The sequence below is a fragment of the Vulcanococcus sp. DEBay_Sum22DG08_74 genome, assembly GCF_017852955.1.
Taxonomy (GTDB): domain Bacteria; phylum Cyanobacteriota; class Cyanobacteriia; order PCC-6307; family Cyanobiaceae; genus Vulcanococcus.
Window position 1 is genome coordinate 1 of the sequence record NZ_JAFMKL010000001.1, and the last position, 17145, is coordinate 17145.

Consider the following 17145-nt stretch of genomic DNA (forward strand, 5'->3'; position numbering starts at 1 on the left):
GGTTCAATCTCGGTTGAACCAGAAGCCCCCTCGCAAGAGGGGGCTTTTTGTTGGGAGTTAGCTCCAGTGTTGGAGCTAACTCACCCGCAAGGTCATGCCGAGCGCTTCTTCGACATAGCTCTCGCAGGACCGCAGACTCCAGCGCTCCAGGTTGAGATCCACCTCAGCCGTCAGCGGCAACAACTGGATCGCAATGCCGTTCTCGGCGTTGGCCTGCAAAACACAATCGGCAATCACCTTCTGGGGACGGCGATCCATCGCCACCGCCAGACGCAGCAGCAAGGCCATCGCTGAAACCGTGCGGCGTTGTTCCCTCCCTTCTATGAGTTGCCAGGACTCATGGCGTTTTTTCGGCAGGGAGCGGCGGTGGTAACGGGCAATCGCCGCCACCATGAGCTGCTCGCTCTCGGAATAGCCCAGGAGGTCACCGTGGCGAATCAGATACCAGGTGTGTTTGTGATACGCACCGACATTGATGTGCTGTCCGCAGCTGTGCAGCATCGCCGCGGCCCACAGCAACTGACGCCCCTGGCCATCGTCTTGATGCAGCAGGCCGTGGCTTTGGTCGTAGAGACGAATGGCTAGCGCAGCGACCCGCTCAGAGCGGGGCACATCCACCCCATAACGCTGGGCCTGATGCAGCACCGTGCGTTGACGAATACTGCTTTGAAAGGCAAAGCGATCAACGATCAAGTCGTTGCGCAGCATCCAATCAACAATCAAGCCCTCCCGCAGGGCCCGTTCGCTGATCACCAGCTCCTCCGCCCCGATCATCCCCATCGCCGTCTGCAAGATCAGGGCGCCAGGAACGATGATTTCTGCGCGGCGTTCATTCAGGGCCGGGTGAGCCTTGCGCTCCGCCGGCGTCATCCCCAAGAGGCGTTCGACGATCTGATCGAGTTTTTGCCGCGAGACCCGGTAGCCCTGCATGCGCAGGGGCGGACGCGCCTCATCCGCGGCGGCCATCGCGGCGATCGCCATCGCCGTTCCACTGGTGGCGACCATCACCGGCTGATCACCGAGCCGCTTCAAACCTTGGCGGACCTTGAGCACCGCAGGCTCCAGCGCCCCCTGGATGAAGGCCCGCAGGAAGGTGACCCGCTTAGCCGGGATCGGGTCGTCCTGGACGAAATCCCGCTGCAGCCTGACCGCACCAATCCGGGTGCTGGTGAGGGCATGGGAGTCCGAAGCATCGGCCAGCACCAACTCGGTGGAGCCACCACCGATGTCGATGATCACGTGGGGCTTCTCGCCAAAGGACATCCCAGAGAGGACGCCCAGATAAATCAAGCGCGCCTCTTCAGGGCCGCTCACCAGATCAACCGCGAGGCCCAGCTGCTCTTGGATCGATTGCAGAAACTCCCGACCATTGGGTGCTTCACGAACGGCACTGGTGGCCGCCGTGACGACGTCCCCGGGATCCACGCCATGGCTGGCCGCCAGCTCACGGCAGTGGCGCAGGGTCGTGAAGGCCCGCTCAATCGCCTCAGGCGAGAGATCGCCACTGACGGGATCGCGCTCCCCCAGGCGGGTCGTTGATTTTTCAGTGAGCAGCACCGAGAAGCTGCGCAGCTCCGGATCGACGCTGGCGATCAAGAGGTGAATCGAGTTGGTGCCGATGTCGATGCCGGCCACCGGCCGTAGGGCACCACTGCGGGGCTCACTCACGGTCCAATCCCTGGAGCTGAGCCACTTTGGCACCGCCCCTCAGCCCTAGGGTGCGGGCACTTTTCCCCTGCTGAACGTGGCTGCCGACAGCAAGGGCCTTGGATCGCTGCTCCGGGCTTGGCTGGGTCTACTGCGCTGGGACAAGCCCAGCGGACGCCTGATCTTGTTGATCCCCGCCGGCTGGAGTCTCTTCCTGGAGGGCCAGGCTCCCCCCAGCCTCCACCTGCTGGCGGCCATCGTCATCGGCGGCCTGGCCGTCAGCGGTGCGGGCTGTGTCGCCAATGACCTCTGGGATCGGCGGATTGATCCCCAGGTGGAGCGAACCCGCCAACGGCCGCTTGCCAGCGGCCAGATCGGTGTTCCGGGGGCCGTTGTGCTGCTGCTGTTCTGCCTGATCGCTGCTCTTGCCGTTGTGCTCTGGGGGCTGCCAGAAGCCAACAGAACCCTTTGCCTCCAACTGGCCATCGCCGCCCTGCCCCCGGTGCTGCTCTACCCCTCAGCGAAGCGCTGGTTTGCCTACCCGCAGGCGGTCCTGGCCCTCTGCTGGGGCTTTGCTGTGCTGATCCCCTGGGCGGCCTCCCGCGGCAGCCTCCAGGGGGGCTGGCCCCTGCTCTGCCTCTGGCTGGCGACCCTGTTGTGGACCTTTGGCTTTGACACGGTTTACGCCATGTCCGACCGGGAGGATGACCGCCTGGTGGGCGTGCGCAGCAGCGCGCTGAGCCTTGGGGAGCAGGCCCCCCTGGCCGTGGCCCTCTGCTACGCCAGCGCTGGAGTGTTGCTGGCGATGGCCTCGGCCCTGCAGGGGGTTCAGCCCGTGTTCTGGCTGATCTGGCTGGTGGTCGTCCTTGGGCAGCTCAAGGAAGCCTTGGCCTTACGGCAGCCGCAGCTGCCGCGCTCGGCCTATGGCCGCCACTTCAAACACCAGGTGCTGCTCGGCGCACTCCTGCTGCTGGGCCTAGCCATCGGACGGATCTGGGCATGAACGCGCGCCCCTGGCCCCGCCCGCTCCAAGCCGGCGATCGCGTCCAACTGGCCGCCGCCAGCTCCGCGCTCCAGGGCGATGCCATCAGCCGCCTGGAAGCGGGAATCGCTGTCCTTGAGCGCTGGGGACTGGAGGTCGAACCCCATCGCAACCTGCAGCGGCACTGGGGCTACTACGCCGGCACGGACCCCGAACGCCTGGAGGACCTCCAACCCAATGCGCCATTGGTGGCGTGCATGCGCGGTGGCTGGGGCTCTGCACGACTGCTGGAGCGGCCCCTTGCGGCTGAGGAGCACTGGCTGCTGGGCTTCTCCGATGTCACCTCCCTGCTCTGGGCGCGGCAGGCCGCTGGCCTACCCGGGGGCATCCATGGGCCCATGGTCACCACCCTGGGGGCCGAACCGGAGTGGAGCCAAGAGCGGCTACGGGCTCTGCTCTTTGGCGAGGCTCTACCGCCCCTGCATGGGACGGTCTGGAACCCGGGCCAAGCCGAGGGCCCCTGCCTCGCCGGCAATCTCACGGTGGCGACGCACCTGCTGGGGACGCCTCACCTCCCCGACCTGAGTGGAGCGATCCTGCTGTTCGAAGACATCGGCGAGGCCCCCTATCGAATCGATCGGATGCTCTCCCACTGGCGCCTCAGTGGGGCCCTCCAGCAGATCGCGGGGCTGGGCTTTGGCAGCTTCAGCGACTGCGAGGGGGATGAGGATGACGCCCGTGATCCCCAACGCTCCTTTGGTCTGCAGGCGGTGCTTCAGGAGCGCTGCGGCGACCTCGGCATTCCGGTGATTGCCGACCTGCCTTTTGGCCATCGCTGCGGCAACGCCGCCATTCCCATCGGCCGCAGGGCCCGTCTGGACGGCGAGCGCGGCCAACTGCTGCTGCTCTAGCGAGCCGAGAGCACCGCCTCAGCAATCGTCAGGTCAAAGGGCGTGGTGATCTTGATGTTGGAGGGAGAGGACTCCATCACCCGCACGGGCCAACCCAGCCGTTCAAACAGGGAGGCGTCATCGGTGACACTCCAACCCTCCCCGCGCGCCTGGGCATGGGCCTGGCGCAACTGCTCGACCGGAAACCCCTGGGGGGTTTGGGCGCCCCAGAGAACGGAGCGATCCGGGGTGTCTTGGATCACGCCGTCGCCATCGACCCGCTTGATCGTGTCGGTGACCGGTGCGGCAGCAATCACAGCAGCGCCAGCCTCAACAGCCGCGGAACAGCGATCGATCAGAGCTGGATCGACCAAGCAGCGGGCTCCGTCATGGATCAGAACCGATTGGGCCTCCGGCGGCAGCGCAGCCAGGCCGTTGCAGACCGAATCCTGGCGGGTGTCCCCACCCTGAATCCACTGGACCGGGATCCCTGGGTTGGCCGCCTTCAGCAGGGCTTCGATGTCCGGCCGGTCGATCTCCTGGCCGACCACACCGATCCAGCGCACGCTCTCGGAGGCCAGGGCCGCATCGAGAGTCCAGGCCAACACAGGCCGGCCGCTGACCTCCAGGAGCAGCTTGTTGCGCTCCGCCCCCATCCGCCGACCGCTACCGGCACAGGCAATCAGCAGATGCATCGCGCGCTCCTGAGGACTAAGTAATCCGACCTACATACAATCAGCCAGCGATCTGCTGCACACCCCCGCAACCATGCGAGTCCTCTTTTTGGTGCCGGGTGGTGTCAGTGCACAGCTGCAGGCCATTCCGGCCGCAGCGCAGGTCGCTCAAGACCTCAAGGCCCAGGTGCAAGTGGCCTGCTCCCCAGCGGCGGCAGCCGCCTGGTCCCTGCTGCCGGCGGTGGAGAAGGTGATTCCCTTCGCCTTTGATGACGGGCCGAGCCTCGCCGACTGGGCCAACCTCCTGGGCAACGTGCGCGAGCCCGACTTTCAGGCCTGCATCAACCTCGCCAGCGGCCGCCAGGTTGATCTGATGCTGTCGATGAGTCACATCCCCAATCGCGTCGCCGCCGCTGGGTTCTCGGCCACGTCAACCGTCACCCCTGAAGCCGGCTGGGGGGCACAAGCGCTGTCCGCCTTCCTGCGCCCCCTCGGCGTCACCCTCGACGCCAGCCAATTCCGCCTGTCCTTGCCCAAAGGAGCACTGGAGCAAGCCGCAGCGTCCATGCCCAGTGGCCAGGGACCCGCCCTGTTGCTTGCCCCGTCAGGGAACCGCCAGGACTGGCCCGCCGACCACTGGCGAGCGCTGCCCGAGGCCATCCGCAGCAAGCTGCCGGACCTGCGGGTCATCCAGGCCGGTGGCGCCAATCTGCTGCAGCGGGCCGCGCAACTGGCCAGCTGTGATGTGGTCCTCAGCAGTGATCCCATCACCAGCCAACTGGCCCTGCTCAGTGGCATGCCTCTAGTGGCCCTCGGCGAGGACCCCGCCTCCCTGCCACAACGGGACGGCGTGCAAGCGGTGGGTCAGGCCGGAGCCCTTGAGCAGCTGGGCACCCCTGAGGTCTTAAAAGCCCTCGGCTTGGGATGACACCGATGCGGCAGCGACCCCGTTCACTGCCGCGCCGCCGCGGCCTCCTCAGCCCCATTCGCACGCAAGTGGCCAAGCGCCCGTGGGCCGGCCCGATCCTGGCCCTGGCCACGGTCGTCAATGCCGGCGCCGTTGGCTACCGACTGGCGGAGGGCTGGGACTGGGGTGATTGCTACTGGATGGTGCTGATCACCCTCAGCACCCTGGGGTTTAGCGATGAGCACACCCAACTGATCCACACCGGCGGCCGCATCGTCACGGCGCTGCTGTTGGTGGGCGGCCTGGTGGTGGTCCAGCAAACCATCCAGAAACTGCTGGAATTAACCAACTCCGGCTACTTTCGCCGCATCCGCCAGCGGCGCTACCGCCAACAGCTGCAGCGATCGATGAATCAGCACGTCATCCTCTGCGGCTACGGCCGGATGGGCCGCGAAATCGCGGATCAACTGAATGGAGAAAACGTCCAACTGTTGGTGGTCGAAAACGACAGCGACCGCATTGAGGAAGCACAGCAGCGAGGCCTGACGGTCCTTCAGGGAGACGCCACCCTCGATGAAACCCTGGAGGAGGCCGGCATCCACCGCTGCCGAGCACTGGTCGCCGCCCTGCCGAGCAACGCGGCCAACCTCTACGTGATCCTCAGCGCCCGGGGATTGGCGCCGAGCGCCCGGCTGATTGCCCGCTCCGACAGCGAAGAAGCGGAAGGGAAACTGCGTTTAGCCGGAGCTGACCAGGTGGTGAGCCCCTATGTGGCCGGCGGTCGTGCCATGGCCGCCACCGCCCTGAGGCCCCTGGCGGTGACCTTCATGGACCTGCTGGCCGGCAGCGAGTGTGAGGTGGACGAATTTCTGCTGAGCGAGCATCCCGAGGATCTCGGCGACCTCAACGGCGCCAGTCTCTCGGAACTGCAGTTGGGACGCCGCAGTGGTGCCCTGGTCCTGGCGATCCGAAACCCCGCGGCCAGCCAACTCAGCACCGGAGCGCCGGAGCCACTCATCGCCAACCCCGGCGGTGATGTCCGCCTGGGTCCCGGTCAGTTGCTGGTGGTCATGGGCAGCAAACGCCAGTTGCAGCGCTTTGGGGAACTGCTTGGCCCAGCCTTGGCTGAAGTCAAAATCATGCCCGCCTAGCCTGGTCCGACTTTTCAGCGTTCTCCATGGCGGACAGCACCCCCCTGGCCGGTCAGGTTGCTCTGGTGACCGGAGCCAGCCGAGGCATCGGGGCCTCCATTGCCCGCGAGCTGGCCCAGGCCGGCGCAACGGTGGTGGTGAACTACGCCAGCTCCCCCGCCGCGGCTGAGGCTGTGGTCGCTGAGATTCAGGCGGCTGGCGGCCAAGCCTGGTCCCACCAGGCCAACGTGGCCGAGGAAGAGCAGGTGGAGACCATGGTCAAAGCCGTCCTGGAGAAGGAAGGACGCCTGGACGTGCTGGTCAACAACGCGGGCATCACCCGTGACGGCCTGCTGATGCGCATGAAGAGCGCCGATTGGCAGAGCGTGATCGACCTGAACCTCAGCGGCGTCTTCCTCTGCACCCGAGCCGTCAGCCGGGCGATGTTGAAGGCCAGAAGCGGCCGGATCATCAACATCACCTCGGTGGTGGGACTGATGGGCAACCCCGGCCAGGCCAACTACAGCGCCGCCAAAGCTGGTGTGATTGGCCTGACCCGCAGCAGCGCTGCGGAATTCGCAAGCCGCGGGGTCACCGTGAACGCTGTGGCCCCTGGCTTCATCGAGAGCGACATGACCGCGGAGCTCGACAAGGAGCCGATCCTCAAGGCCATTCCCCTGGGACGGATGGGGCAACCCACCGAGGTCGCCAGCGCCGTTCGCTTCCTCGCGGCCGATCCCGCCGCTGCCTACATGACCGGCCAGGTCCTGCAGGTGGATGGCGGCATGGTGATGCGCTGAGGTCTAGCCCTCCACCGGTTGCGTGAGTTCCTCCCGCAGTCGTCGGATGCGCTGCAGCAGGCGTAGCCGGCGACTGCGGGCGGTCACGGTCAGAAAGACCCGCAGGGGCACATAGATCAAGGCCATTCCCAAGCCCAGGCCGGCCACGATCAGAAACGCCATCACGTTGCTGCCGGCCGTTGGATCGGCCAGGCCCTGGACCAGGGTGTCGCTGATGCTCTCCTCCATGGCGCGAACCCTATCGAGCAGATCGAGCGGGCGATAGGGGTGAGCTGCGATCCATTCGGCTTTCCCCACAAGCCAAGGGCCACCTCTGCATGGGAGCCTGTGGCCACTACAGCGCGATCAGCCTCCGCGATGGCCAAGCTGCTCTCCTTCTCCGATGAATCCCGCGCCTATCTCGAGCGCGGCGTCAATGCCCTCGCCGATGCGGTCAAGGTCACCATCGGACCCAAGGGCCGCAACGTCGTTCTTGAGAAGAAGTTCGGGGCTCCCGATGTCGTCAACGACGGCGTGACCATCGCCCGGGACATCGAACTGGAAGACCCCTTCGAGAACCTCGGCGCCAAGCTCCTGCTGCAGGTCGCGACCAAAACCAAGGACCAGGCCGGTGATGGCACCACCACCGCCACCGTCCTGGCCCAGGCCATGACCCGCGAAGGTCTACGCAACGTCGCCGCTGGCGCCAGCCCCGTGAGCCTGCGCCGCGGCATGGAGAAGGCCACCGCTCAAGTCGTGGCGGGCATCCAGCAGCGTTCCACCCCCGTTGCCGGCGAGTCCATCGGCCAGGTGGCCACCGTCAGCTCCGGCGGCGATGAGGAAGTCGGCCGGATGGTCAGCGAGGCGATGGAGAAGGTGAGCGTCGATGGCGTGATCACCGTCGAGGAGAGCAAGAGCCTCGCCACCGAACTGGAAATCACCGAAGGCATGGCCTTCGATCGGGGCTACAGCTCCCCCTACTTCGTCACCGACAACGACCGTCGCGTCTGCGAATTCGAAGATGCGCTGCTGCTGGTCACCGACCGCAAGATCAGTGCCATCAACGACCTCGTGCCCGTTCTGGAGGCCGTGTCGAAAGCTGGCAAGCCCCTGGTGATCCTCTCGGAGGAAGTCGAGGGTGAAGCCCTGGCCACCCTGGTGGTCAACAAGAACCGCGGGGTTCTGCAGGTGGCCGCCGTCCGCGCCCCTGGCTTTGGCGATCGCCGCAAGGCCATGCTCCAGGACATCGCCATCCTCACGGGTGCCACCTTGATCAGCGAGGACCGTGCCATGGCCCTCGATCAAGTGGGTCTGGAGGATCTCGGCAGCATGCGCCGGATCACGATCAGCAAGGACGACACCACCATCGTGGCCAGTGACGCTCACCAGGCTGCCGTCCGCGACCGTGTCGCCGCCATCAAGCGCGAGCTCGAGAACACCGACTCTGAGTACGACCGCGAGAAGCTCACCGAGCGCATCGCCAAGCTGGCCGGTGGCGTTGCCGTGATCAAGGTGGGTGCTCCCACCGAAACCGAGCTGCGCAACCGCAAACTGCGGATCGAAGACGCCCTCAACGCCACCCGCGCCGCGGTGGAAGAGGGCATCGTCGCCGGCGGTGGCAGCACCCTGGTCCAGCTCGCCGCCGACCTCGATGGCCTAGCTGCCCAGCTGGAGGGCGACGAGCGCACCGGTGTTGAGATCGTGCAGCGCGCTCTCTCTGCGCCCCTGCATCAGATTGCAGCCAACGCGGGCTATGACCCCAACGTTGTGGCGGACCAAGTGGCCTCCACTGGCAACGGCTTCAATGCCGCGACCGGCACCTACGAAAACCTGCTCACCGCAGGCATTCTTGATGCCGCCAAGGTGGTCCGCCTGGCCCTTCAGGACGCCGTCTCGATTGCTTCCCTGCTGCTGACCACCGAGGCGGTGATCGCTGACAAACCCGAGCCGGCTGCCGCAGCCGCACCGGGCGGTGGCGGCATGGATCCCATGGGTGGCATGGGCGGTATGGGTGGAATGGGCGGCATGGGCATGCCCGGCATGATGTGATGCCGGCCTCGGCCTACATCACCCGAATCAAGCGGGCGTGAATCCGGCAGACGGCAAGGGCTTCCGGGGGTGGGTTGCGGCACAGGCGGCCCAGCTCCCGGTTCAGCGCTTCGAGCTCAGCTAAGGGCAAGCCCGCTATGGGTGTGGCCAAGAGCGTCACGCCCACCACCACTGAAAAAAACGGCAGCCCACGCTGGGAGCCCATCGACTTTCCTCCCATTCGAGACAACCGAGACACGCTCAGTTTGAACTCGCCTGGGCTGCAGGTCCTGCTCCTTCAGAAAGCTTTTGGACCGCTAGGACTCCAGGGCCCGGCGATAGGCCGCCACCTGCAGATCCACGCCGGTAATCGCCGTCCCCACCACCACCGCATCGGAACCCCCATCAAGGGCCTGTCTGGCCTGCTGGGCTGAGGCGATTCCACCCTCACAGATCAGCATCACCGGACCCGGGAGCTGCTCGCGCAGTGGACGCAACAGAGTCCAAGCGGGAGGCTTGAGGGAGGCGGTGGACTCGGTGTAGCCGTAGAGGGTTGTGCCAACCCAATCACAGCCGAGCTCCGCGGCGCGCAACCCGTTCTCCAGACTGTCGACATCCGCCATCAAGCAGGCTCCAAGCTCCTGCTTGGCGCGCTGCACCAAATCGGGCAAGAGGGCCCCAGCGGGGCGAACCCGATCAGTGGCATCCAGGGCGATGACATCGGCACCGGCGGCCCAAACCGCCTGAATCTCTTCCCAGCCGGGGGTGATGTAGACGGAACTATCGGGGAACGTGCGCTTCCAGAGGCCAATAATCAAAGCCTCCGGGCAGCGGCGGCGCACCGCCCCAATGTGTTCGGGGCTCTCCAAGCGGACACCCACCGCGCCGTTGTTGAGGCTGGCCTCAGCCATGGCCGCAATCACCTGCGGGTCCCGCATCGGTGAGCCCTCAGGGGCCTGAACCGAGACGATCAGCCCGCCACGGAGCAACGAGGGATCAGGCAGCACGGGAGTCTTGCGAACCGGGAAGCCAAGCACGCAACTCCGCCAAGGCGGGATGGCTGGGGGCCGGAGCAGGGCGTGACGCAGCGGCTCGACGAGGCACGACGGGCTTGAACGCGGTCTGAGGGATCGGAACCGGAGCCGCTACAGGTTCAGGTTCAGGCTCAGCCATCACAACCGGTTCGGGCTCAGGTTCGGGTTCCGGCTCGACTTCAGGTTGCGGTTCAGGTGCCATCTCCTCTTGCACCTCAACGACGAGGGGCTCGGGCTCAGCCTGAGGAGTTCGCCACCAGTGGAGTCCTTCTGAATCCTCGGCTTCCAACTCCTGAAGCAGGGGCTCAAGAGCATCGACCCCGTGGCGATGGACCCACTGGCCGAGCAACCCATCCACGCTCGATCGATCACGTTCGGACAAGGCCTGGCGCAGGGCCAAAACGTGGGCCTGGCGGCGGGCTTGCGGTGACGGCGGAGGAGAAGGGCGCTGGGGCACGATCGCTGCGGGAAAAGATCAGGCGAGCTTGCGATCCAGCAGAGGGCGGATCAGCAGAAACAAACCCAACGCCAAAGCGGCCAGAACCCCTAAACAAGCGGCAGCGCTGAGGTCCCCATAGGGGGCATGCAACACCACAGCTGAGAGGGAGAAATGACCGGCGTAAGCGGCGCGAATCGGCTCAATCGCGAAGGTAAGGGGATTTACGGCCGCTAGCCAGCCCAACCAGGCCGGCATAAAGGAAATCGGAGCCAGGGCCGTGCTGGCAAACAGCAGGGGCAAATTGGCCACAAAGATCACGGCGATCAGCTCGATGTGACCTGGCAGTGCGAAGGCCAACCCCAAGCTCAGGCCCGTCACAGCGAAGACCAACAGCAACAGGGTCAGCAGCACCAGGAGCAACCCAGAACCGCCGGGCCAGCCGTACCCCAAGACCCAGGCGGTGGCCATGATCGCGACGCTCTGCACCAGGCTCAGGGCCGTGATGTAGAGCACCGAGGCCAGGACAATCGAGCTGCGGGAGCGCAACGGGGCCACCAACAGGCGATTGAGGAAACCAAACTCCCGATCGAACATCACCGGCAAGCCCGCATTCAAAGCAGCGCTGAAGGCCGTGAAGACAATCACGCCGGCACCGAGGAAGCGGCCGTAACTCATGCCCTCGGGCAGCAGACCCTCAGGGGCATTGGCGAAGAGGGCCCCAAAGAGAACCAGCCAAATCAGGGGTTGCAGGACCCCCGCCACCAGGGTCGACGGACGGCGCGCCAGCTGCAGGAACAGACGGCGGGTCAAGGCCAGGGTCTCCTGCGTCAGGTCAGCCAGGGCTGACCGCGGGGCGCTGGCGCTGGGGGCCGGGCTGAGCAAAGAAGAGGAAGCGCTGGTCATCTCAAATAACAGAAAAGTCCATCCACGGGAAATCCCGAACCAAAGCCACGGTCAACGCATGGACTGCTTGCGCTCCGCCTTGGCATCACGGACACCGGCCACCGCCAGCTCGGCATCCATCAAGGTCCGACCCGTGGCCTGGAGGTAGACGTCATCCAGGCTGGGGCGGCTTTGGGCAAGGGCAAAAACAGGGAGCTGGGCTTCAGCCAGCTGACGGCGCAACTGCTCCACCACACCGTCGTGTTCCACCACCAAATTCAAGGAGAAGCCCTGGGCTCGGTTCACCACCACCTGACGCACCCCCGGACAGGCCTGCAGCAGCTGCTGAACCCGTAGGGCCTCGGGTTCATCGCTGAACTCCCTCACCCGCAGGGTGACGCGGTCACCGCCGAGGGCCGCCTTGAGTTCGGAGGGGGGGCCCGCCGCAATCACCCGACCGTCCTCAATGATCGCCAGCTGATCCGCCAGGGCATCGACCTCCTCGAGATAGTGACTGCTCAGCAGCACCGTGGTGCCCTGGTCGCGCAGTTGGCGCAGCACGGTCCAAATGGCAGCGCGACTCTCGATATCCAGACCAACGGTGGGCTCATCGAGCACCAAGACATCCGGACGGTGCAGCAGACCGGAGGCCAAATCCAAACGCCGGCGCATCCCACCGGAGTAGGTGCCGCTGCGGCGGTCAATCCAGTCCGCCATCCCCAGCAGATCAATCAGCTCAGCAATGCGCTGGTCCCGGGCTGAACGGGCCAGGTGATACAGGTCGCCCTGCAACTGGAGCAGCTCACGGCCGCTGAGAATCTTGTCGAGGGCAACCTCTTGGGCCACATAACCCAAACGCTCGCGGACACCGCGGGGGTCTGTGAGCGCGTCGAGCCCCGCCACCTGGACACGGCCGCTGGACGGGGCCAACAGGGTGGCGAGGATGCGCAGGGTCGTTGTTTTGCCCGCCCCGTTGGGACCCAACAAGCCGAACAAACTGCCGCCAGGGACCTGAAGATTCAGGCCGTTCAAGGCATCAACGGCCTTCTCACCTTTTCCGTAGCGCTTGGAGACGTTCTCCAGATCAATCACTGGATGAGTCACCGCCGCCGACCTCGCTGGAGCACTAGAGAAATCGACTCTAGAAAGCGCCGCTCACCAGCGATGCCACCAGGGTGAAACCTGCGTTGCCGGACCCACTCCAACCCAGCAGGGCAAAGCCCTGCTGCGAAAACTGCTCCCCGGCCGGCATCCGAGCCATCAGCAGCAGCAGACAGACGCCGAAGAGATAGAAGATCGACCAGCGAAACAACCCCTTGGCCCGCTGCAGATCATCCGGGTCTTTGTGCAAATTCCAGGTCATCTGCAAGAGCCGGGCATTGAAGGGGAGCAGCAGGAGCCCGTAGAGCAACCCCCCACCGGGCAAGGCCCAGACACCCACCAGGCTCAGCACCACCGTCGCCAGGGCATACCAACGAATGGCCTCAGCGGTGGCACCACTGCCCTTCACCACCGGGAGCATGGGGATCCCGACGGCGCGGTAGTCCTCCTTCAGCAGCAGAGCGAGGGCCCAGAAATGGGCTGGCGTCCACAGCATCACCAGGGCAAACAACCACCAACTCCCCAGGCCCAGATGGCCCGTTGCCGCGGCGGCACCGACCAGGGGGGGAATGGCTCCAGCCACACCACCGATCACGATGTTCTGGGTGGTGCGGGGCTTCAGCAGCACCGTGTAGAGCAGGACGTAACTGCACAGACCCAGCAGCGACAAGCTGGCGGCCAGACAATTCACCCCGCCCACCAGCAGCGTCGCCGCCGTCAGCGTGAGGGTGACGGCAATGGCAAAAGCCGTCGTGATCGACAGGCGACCGGAGGGGAGTGCACGGCCGCTGGTTCGCTGCATGCGGCCATCGAGCTCCTGCTCCCAAAGGCAATTCAGGACCCCAGCCGCTGCGGCGGCCAAGGCGCCACCACCCAAGGTGCAGGCCAGGCGGAGAGGAGGCAGGGGCCAGCCTTCCGACATCGCCATCCCGCCAAGGGTGGTCGCCAGCAACAGGGGGATCAAACGGGGCTTGGCGATCTCCAGCCAGGGGGGCAACTTCAGCCGCTTCCTGGAGGGAACGATCTCCTCACGGGTCAGGGGCAAGGCATTAACCACGAAGCACCTCCGGCCAACTACGAACGGTCAAGGCCGCCAGAACGGCCACCAAGAGAGCAGCGCCCAGCTGGTGTGCCACGGTCACCGCTGGAACGGACAGGCTGAGACGCAAACTCAGCACACCCAGGGCGATCTGCAGCAGAACCAGCAGTGCCGCAGCCAAGGCAAAGGGGCGCTCCGCCGGACGCTTCCAAAGCAGCAGTCCCGAACCCAGGAGCACCAGCAGACCCACCGGCCGAGCACCCAGGCGGTGCATCAAGAGCCAGGAGCAGCCCTCCCCAGCGCTCAGGCACCGGCCTGCCGCCCACTGACTGGCCATGAGTCCGCCCAAGAGGCACTGCACCAACACCGCAGTCGCCAGGAATGCGGTGAGGCCAGCCCAGAGCAGAGAACGCCCTGAGGAAGAAGTCAGGGAGCCGGCCCTCAGCAACTCACTCAAACCGCTCAGCAGAGCAACCAACACCAGGGCGGTGAGCAGGTGAGCCGTCACCACAGGGAATGGCAACAGCAGGGTCACCGTTAGGGCACCCAAGCCCGCCTGAACAGCCACCAGCACCAGGCTCAGGCTGGCCAGGAGGGGGAAGCCCTTGGGCAACTCCCGCCTCCACCACCAACTGACCGAGGTGAGAACCAGAAGGCCCACACCGACGACAAAGGCATCCAGGCGATGGAACCACTCCAGGAAGACCTGCAGGTTCATCTGGCGCCCCGGCAAGAGGGAGCCGTAGCAAAGGGGCCAGTCTGGGCAAGCCAGACCTGCCTCCATCACACGCGTGGCCCCGCCGATGACCACCAGCGCAATCAGTGCGACCAACAGGTGGGCGCAGAGTGCGGCGAGGCCGTCTCGTTTGTTGGGCTGCATGGCGCCGAACATCTCTGCTGGAGAAGGGCGGTTGGCGTCAACCTAATGACGTCACACCGGCTTCGCAGACGTCCGTCACGCGCCACCCAAAAGCGACACCAACAGTGATCAATGGGTGAGCGTTCCCTCACCAAGAAGCGGCGGATTGCTGCAAAGAACCACGAACAACGCGTCGACGATCAAGCCTCCATAGGCTGACCTCGATTGATTTCAGGACGATGCGGATACCAGCCGCAATCCTCACCCTGATCACCGGAATGGCCCTGGTGTTGATGGGCCTCTGGATCGGGCAGAACGTCAACCTCCTGCCGGTTGACGCCAGCGCCAACGCGCCTGTTTATGACGAGCTCTTCAAGGTGCTCTTCAGCATTGGGACCATCCTGTTTGTCGGGATTGTCGGGCTGATCCTCTACAGCCTGGTGAAGTTCCGGCGCAAGCCAGGCGAGAGCGGTGATGGCGAAGCCGTCGAGGGGAACCTCCCGCTCGAGATCCTGTGGACCGCCATTCCCGCCGTGGTGGTCTTGTTTGTCGGGATCTATAGCTACGACATCTACGACCGGATGGGCGGCATGGCTCCGCTCAATGACCACAGCATGCATGCCATGGGCGGGGAGATGGAGGAGTCCCGCACCTGGGGCGGTATCAGCCCCGTGAGCCTGGAGAGCGACGACGCCCTAGCCCCACTGCCGATCGACGTGACGGCCATGCAGTTCGCGTTCATCTTTCACTACCCGGGGGCTGAGATCACGAGCGGCGAGCTGCATGTGCCCATGGGGCAGCCGGTGGCATTGCGCATGAAGGCCAATGACGTCATCCATGCCTTCTGGGTCCCCGAATTCCGCCTGAAGCAAGACGTCATCCCCGGTCAGCCCACACTCTTGAGTTTCACCGCCACGAGAGCTGGCCGTTATCCGATCGTCTGCGCAGAGCTCTGCGGCCCGTACCACGGCGGAATGCGCTCGACCGTGATCGTCGATGAACCCGAGACCTTCGAGGCCTGGGTCAACCAGAACAGTCCGATTGCCAGCGCAGCCCCACAAACCCCGGTGCAGTCATGACCATCAGCCTGACCCCTGAGCACCGCACGCCGCTGCAACCCCAAGGCTGGCTGCGCTACCTGAGTTTCAGCACCGACCACAAGGTGATCGGGCTGCAGTATCTGGTTTGTGGCTTCATTTTTTATCTGATCGGTGGCGCCCTCGCTGGAGCGATTCGAACCGAGCTGCTGACCCCGATTTCGGACTTCCTTCCCAGGGAGACCTACAACGAAGTCCTGACCCTGCACGGGACGGTGATGATCTTTCTCTGGATCGTCCCGGTGGTGAATGGGGCCTTTGGCAATTACCTGATTCCCTTCTATGTGGGAGCGCGCGACATGGCGTTCCCAAGACTGAACGCGGTGGCGTTTTGGCTGATCCCTCCAGCCGGGTTGCTCCTGATCAGCAGTTACTTCATCGCCAGCGCTGCCCAGTCGGGCTGGACCGCCTACCCACCCCTGAGCATCACGACCCCGGCCACCGGTCAGATCATCTGGATCTTGAGCGTGCTGTTGCTGGGCGGCAGCTCCATCTTTGGCGGGATCAACTTCATCGCCACCATCCTCAAACTGCGGCGACCGGGGCTCAAGCTGATGCAGCTCCCGATGTACTGCTGGGCGATGCTCGGCACCAGCATCTTGGTGGTGCTCTCCACCCCAGTCCTGGCGGGGACTCTGGTGCTACTGAGCTTCGACATCATTGCCCACACCGGCTTTTTCAACCCAAGCCTGGGCGGCAATGCGGTGGTTTATCAGCACCTGTTTTGGTTCTATTCCCACCCCGCGGTTTACATCATGGTGCTGCCGGCCTTTGGCCTGGTGAGCGAAATCCTGCCGATCCACTGCCGCAAGCCGCTCTTCGGATACACAACGATGGTGTATTCGATCATGGGCATCGTCTTCTTGGGCCTGATCGTCTGGGCCCACCACATGTTCACCAGCGGCACGCCTCCCTGGATGCGGCTGTTTTTCACCATCGCCACCTCCTTTATCGCCGTCCCGACAGGGATCAAGTTCTTCAACTGGCTCGCCACCATGTGGGGAGGCCGCATTGCCCTCAACAGCGCGATGCTCTTCTCCTGCGGCTTCATCATCAACTTTGTCTTCGGGGGAATCACGGGCGTCGCCCTCGCCCAGGTCCCCTTCGACATTCACGTGCACGACACCTACTTCGTCGTCGCCCACTTCCACTACATCGTCTACGGCGGCACGGTGTTTGTGATCTTTGCCTCGATCTACCACTGGTATCCCAAGGTGACCGGCCGATTGCTCAACGAGGACCTGGGACGGCTGCACTTTCTCTTGACCTTTGTCGGCTTCAACCTCTGCTTCGCTCCGCAACACTGGCTTGGCCTCAATGGCATGCCGCGCCGCGTTGCCGAATACGACCCGCAATTTGAGTTGATCAACCAGCTCAGCAGTGTTGGGGCGCTGCTGATGGCCATCAGCACCCTGCCCTTCCTGCTGAACGTCGTCATGAGTGCCTTCAACGGCGCACCAGCCGGAGACAACCCCTGGAATGCCCTAACCCCCGAATGGCTCACCAGCTCCCCTCCACCGGTGGAGAACTGGAAGGGCGAGGCCCCCTTGGTGAAAGAGCCCTACGGCTATGGCACCCCCGCCGGCGAACTGCCATTGGCCGCCACCTCGGGCTCTGAGCTGTGGAAGCTCGGCAACTCTGACCAGCGCTCCTGAAT

18 protein-coding genes are annotated in these 17145 nt (G+C 64.8%); 8 read left to right on the forward strand and 10 right to left on the reverse strand.

What is annotated here, in order from left to right; genetic code table 11:
• Window positions 1-75: 75 nt before the first annotated feature.
• Window positions 76-1668, reverse strand: coding sequence for a Ppx/GppA phosphatase family protein (locus tag QZ184_RS00005; protein ID WP_296417587.1), 1593 nt, complete (start codon window positions 1666-1668; stop codon window positions 76-78).
• A gap of 76 nt (window positions 1669-1744) precedes the next feature.
• Here QZ184_RS00005 and QZ184_RS00010 point away from each other — a divergent pair, with 76 nt between their 5' ends.
• Entirely contained in the window at window positions 1745-2650 is a 906-nt protein-coding gene (locus QZ184_RS00010) for a 4-hydroxybenzoate polyprenyltransferase (protein ID WP_296417589.1), read from the forward strand.
• Window positions 2647-3540, forward strand: a complete 894-nt coding sequence (locus QZ184_RS00015; RefSeq protein ID WP_296417591.1) for an LD-carboxypeptidase — start codon at window positions 2647-2649, stop codon at window positions 3538-3540. Before QZ184_RS00010 ends, QZ184_RS00015 begins: the two co-directional genes overlap by 4 nt.
• On the opposite strand, the gene ispD is transcribed toward QZ184_RS00015, so the two are convergent.
• The gene (gene ispD, locus QZ184_RS00020; protein WP_296417593.1) at window positions 3537-4214 is read right to left on the reverse strand and encodes a 2-C-methyl-D-erythritol 4-phosphate cytidylyltransferase; all 678 of its coding nucleotides are present in this window, start codon (window positions 4212-4214) and stop codon (window positions 3537-3539) included. The genes QZ184_RS00015 and ispD overlap by 4 nt on opposite strands.
• 73 nt (window positions 4215-4287) lie before the next feature.
• On the opposite strand from ispD, the gene QZ184_RS00025 reads away from it, so the two are divergent.
• From QZ184_RS00025 to fabG, 3 genes are read left to right on the forward strand one after another with little or no spacing between them, the layout of a single operon-like run.
• Window positions 4288-5121, forward strand: coding sequence for a lipopolysaccharide heptosyltransferase family protein (locus QZ184_RS00025; protein ID WP_296417595.1), 834 nt, complete (start codon window positions 4288-4290; stop codon window positions 5119-5121).
• Window positions 5122-5126: 5 nt separating this feature from the next.
• Window positions 5127-6251 (forward strand): potassium channel protein, encoded by a 1125-nt coding sequence (locus tag QZ184_RS00030; RefSeq protein WP_296417597.1) that lies wholly within the window; start codon window positions 5127-5129, stop codon window positions 6249-6251.
• Window positions 6252-6277: 26 nt separating this feature from the next.
• Window positions 6278-7030 (forward strand): 3-oxoacyl-[acyl-carrier-protein] reductase, encoded by a 753-nt coding sequence (fabG, locus tag QZ184_RS00035; RefSeq protein WP_247479248.1) that lies wholly within the window; start codon window positions 6278-6280, stop codon window positions 7028-7030.
• Window positions 7031-7033: 3 nt separating this feature from the next.
• Here fabG and QZ184_RS00040 read toward each other — a convergent pair whose 3' ends face one another.
• A complete protein-coding gene (locus QZ184_RS00040; protein ID WP_010318012.1) occupies window positions 7034-7327 on the reverse strand; it encodes a hypothetical protein in 294 nt (97 codons plus the stop codon).
• Window positions 7328-7387: 60 nt separating this feature from the next.
• On the opposite strand from QZ184_RS00040, the gene groL reads away from it, so the two are divergent.
• Complete coding sequence (groL, locus tag QZ184_RS00045) at window positions 7388-9058, forward strand: chaperonin GroEL (protein WP_247479251.1); 1671 nt, start codon at window positions 7388-7390, stop codon at window positions 9056-9058.
• Window positions 9059-9071: 13 nt separating this feature from the next.
• Here the strand turns inward: groL and QZ184_RS00050 are convergent, their stop codons facing one another.
• The 7 genes from QZ184_RS00050 to QZ184_RS00080 form a co-directional block, all read right to left on the reverse strand.
• Window positions 9072-9263, reverse strand: coding sequence for a hypothetical protein (locus QZ184_RS00050; protein ID WP_043706184.1), 192 nt, complete (start codon window positions 9261-9263; stop codon window positions 9072-9074).
• Window positions 9264-9354: 91 nt separating this feature from the next.
• On the reverse strand, window positions 9355-10044 hold the full coding sequence (locus QZ184_RS00055; protein ID WP_296417601.1) for an N-acetylmannosamine-6-phosphate 2-epimerase: 690 nt from the start codon (window positions 10042-10044) through the stop codon (window positions 9355-9357).
• Window positions 10034-10528 (reverse strand): hypothetical protein, encoded by a 495-nt coding sequence (locus tag QZ184_RS00060; RefSeq protein WP_296417603.1) that lies wholly within the window; start codon window positions 10526-10528, stop codon window positions 10034-10036. The genes QZ184_RS00055 and QZ184_RS00060 overlap by 11 nt, the downstream gene beginning before the upstream one ends.
• A gap of 18 nt (window positions 10529-10546) precedes the next feature.
• Window positions 10547-11413, reverse strand: a complete 867-nt coding sequence (locus QZ184_RS00065; RefSeq protein ID WP_029626413.1) for an ABC transporter permease — start codon at window positions 11411-11413, stop codon at window positions 10547-10549.
• 51 nt (window positions 11414-11464) lie between these two features.
• On the reverse strand, window positions 11465-12496 hold the full coding sequence (locus QZ184_RS00070) for an ABC transporter ATP-binding protein (RefSeq protein ID WP_247479258.1): 1032 nt from the start codon (window positions 12494-12496) through the stop codon (window positions 11465-11467).
• Between the two features lie 37 nt (window positions 12497-12533).
• On the reverse strand, window positions 12534-13538 hold the full coding sequence (locus QZ184_RS00075) for a heme o synthase (RefSeq protein WP_296416157.1): 1005 nt from the start codon (window positions 13536-13538) through the stop codon (window positions 12534-12536).
• Between the two features lie 4 nt (window positions 13539-13542).
• Window positions 13543-14412 carry a COX15/CtaA family protein gene (locus QZ184_RS00080; protein WP_296417606.1) on the reverse strand — a complete coding sequence of 290 codons (870 nt, stop codon included), beginning with the start codon at window positions 14410-14412 and terminating at the stop codon, window positions 13543-13545.
• Window positions 14413-14630: 218 nt separating this feature from the next.
• Here QZ184_RS00080 and QZ184_RS00085 point away from each other — a divergent pair, with 218 nt between their 5' ends.
• Together QZ184_RS00085 and ctaD are read left to right on the forward strand one after the other, a co-directional pair.
• Window positions 14631-15470 carry a cytochrome c oxidase subunit II gene (locus tag QZ184_RS00085; protein ID WP_296416158.1) on the forward strand — a complete coding sequence of 280 codons (840 nt, stop codon included), beginning with the start codon at window positions 14631-14633 and terminating at the stop codon, window positions 15468-15470.
• Window positions 15467-17143: a cytochrome c oxidase subunit I gene (ctaD, locus tag QZ184_RS00090; protein WP_296416159.1), complete on the forward strand. Its 1677-nt coding sequence runs from the start codon at window positions 15467-15469 to the stop codon at window positions 17141-17143. The genes QZ184_RS00085 and ctaD overlap by 4 nt, the downstream gene beginning before the upstream one ends.
• Window positions 17144-17145 lie beyond the last annotated feature (2 nt).

Bases quoted from the DNA above. Each gene is read 5' to 3' on its own strand.
- QZ184_RS00015 (WP_296417591.1), top strand. From the start codon at position 2,647: ATGAACGCGCGCCCCTGGCCCCGCCCGCTCCAAGCCGGCGATCGCGTC.
- ispD (WP_296417593.1), bottom strand. From the start codon at position 4,214: ATGCATCTGCTGATTGCCTGTGCCGGTAGCGGTCGGCGGATGGGGGCG.
- QZ184_RS00025 (WP_296417595.1), top strand. From the start codon at position 4,288: ATGCGAGTCCTCTTTTTGGTGCCGGGTGGTGTCAGTGCACAGCTGCAG.
- QZ184_RS00030 (WP_296417597.1), top strand. From the start codon at position 5,127: ATGCGGCAGCGACCCCGTTCACTGCCGCGCCGCCGCGGCCTCCTCAGC.
- fabG (WP_247479248.1), top strand. From the start codon at position 6,278: ATGGCGGACAGCACCCCCCTGGCCGGTCAGGTTGCTCTGGTGACCGGA.
- groL (WP_247479251.1), top strand. From the start codon at position 7,388: ATGGCCAAGCTGCTCTCCTTCTCCGATGAATCCCGCGCCTATCTCGAG.
- QZ184_RS00050 (WP_043706184.1), bottom strand. From the start codon at position 9,263: ATGGGCTCCCAGCGTGGGCTGCCGTTTTTTTCAGTGGTGGTGGGCGTG.
- QZ184_RS00065 (WP_029626413.1), bottom strand. From the start codon at position 11,413: ATGACCAGCGCTTCCTCTTCTTTGCTCAGCCCGGCCCCCAGCGCCAGC.
- QZ184_RS00080 (WP_296417606.1), bottom strand. From the start codon at position 14,412: ATGCAGCCCAACAAACGAGACGGCCTCGCCGCACTCTGCGCCCACCTG.
- QZ184_RS00085 (WP_296416158.1), top strand. From the start codon at position 14,631: ATGCGGATACCAGCCGCAATCCTCACCCTGATCACCGGAATGGCCCTG.
- ctaD (WP_296416159.1), top strand. From the start codon at position 15,467: ATGACCATCAGCCTGACCCCTGAGCACCGCACGCCGCTGCAACCCCAA.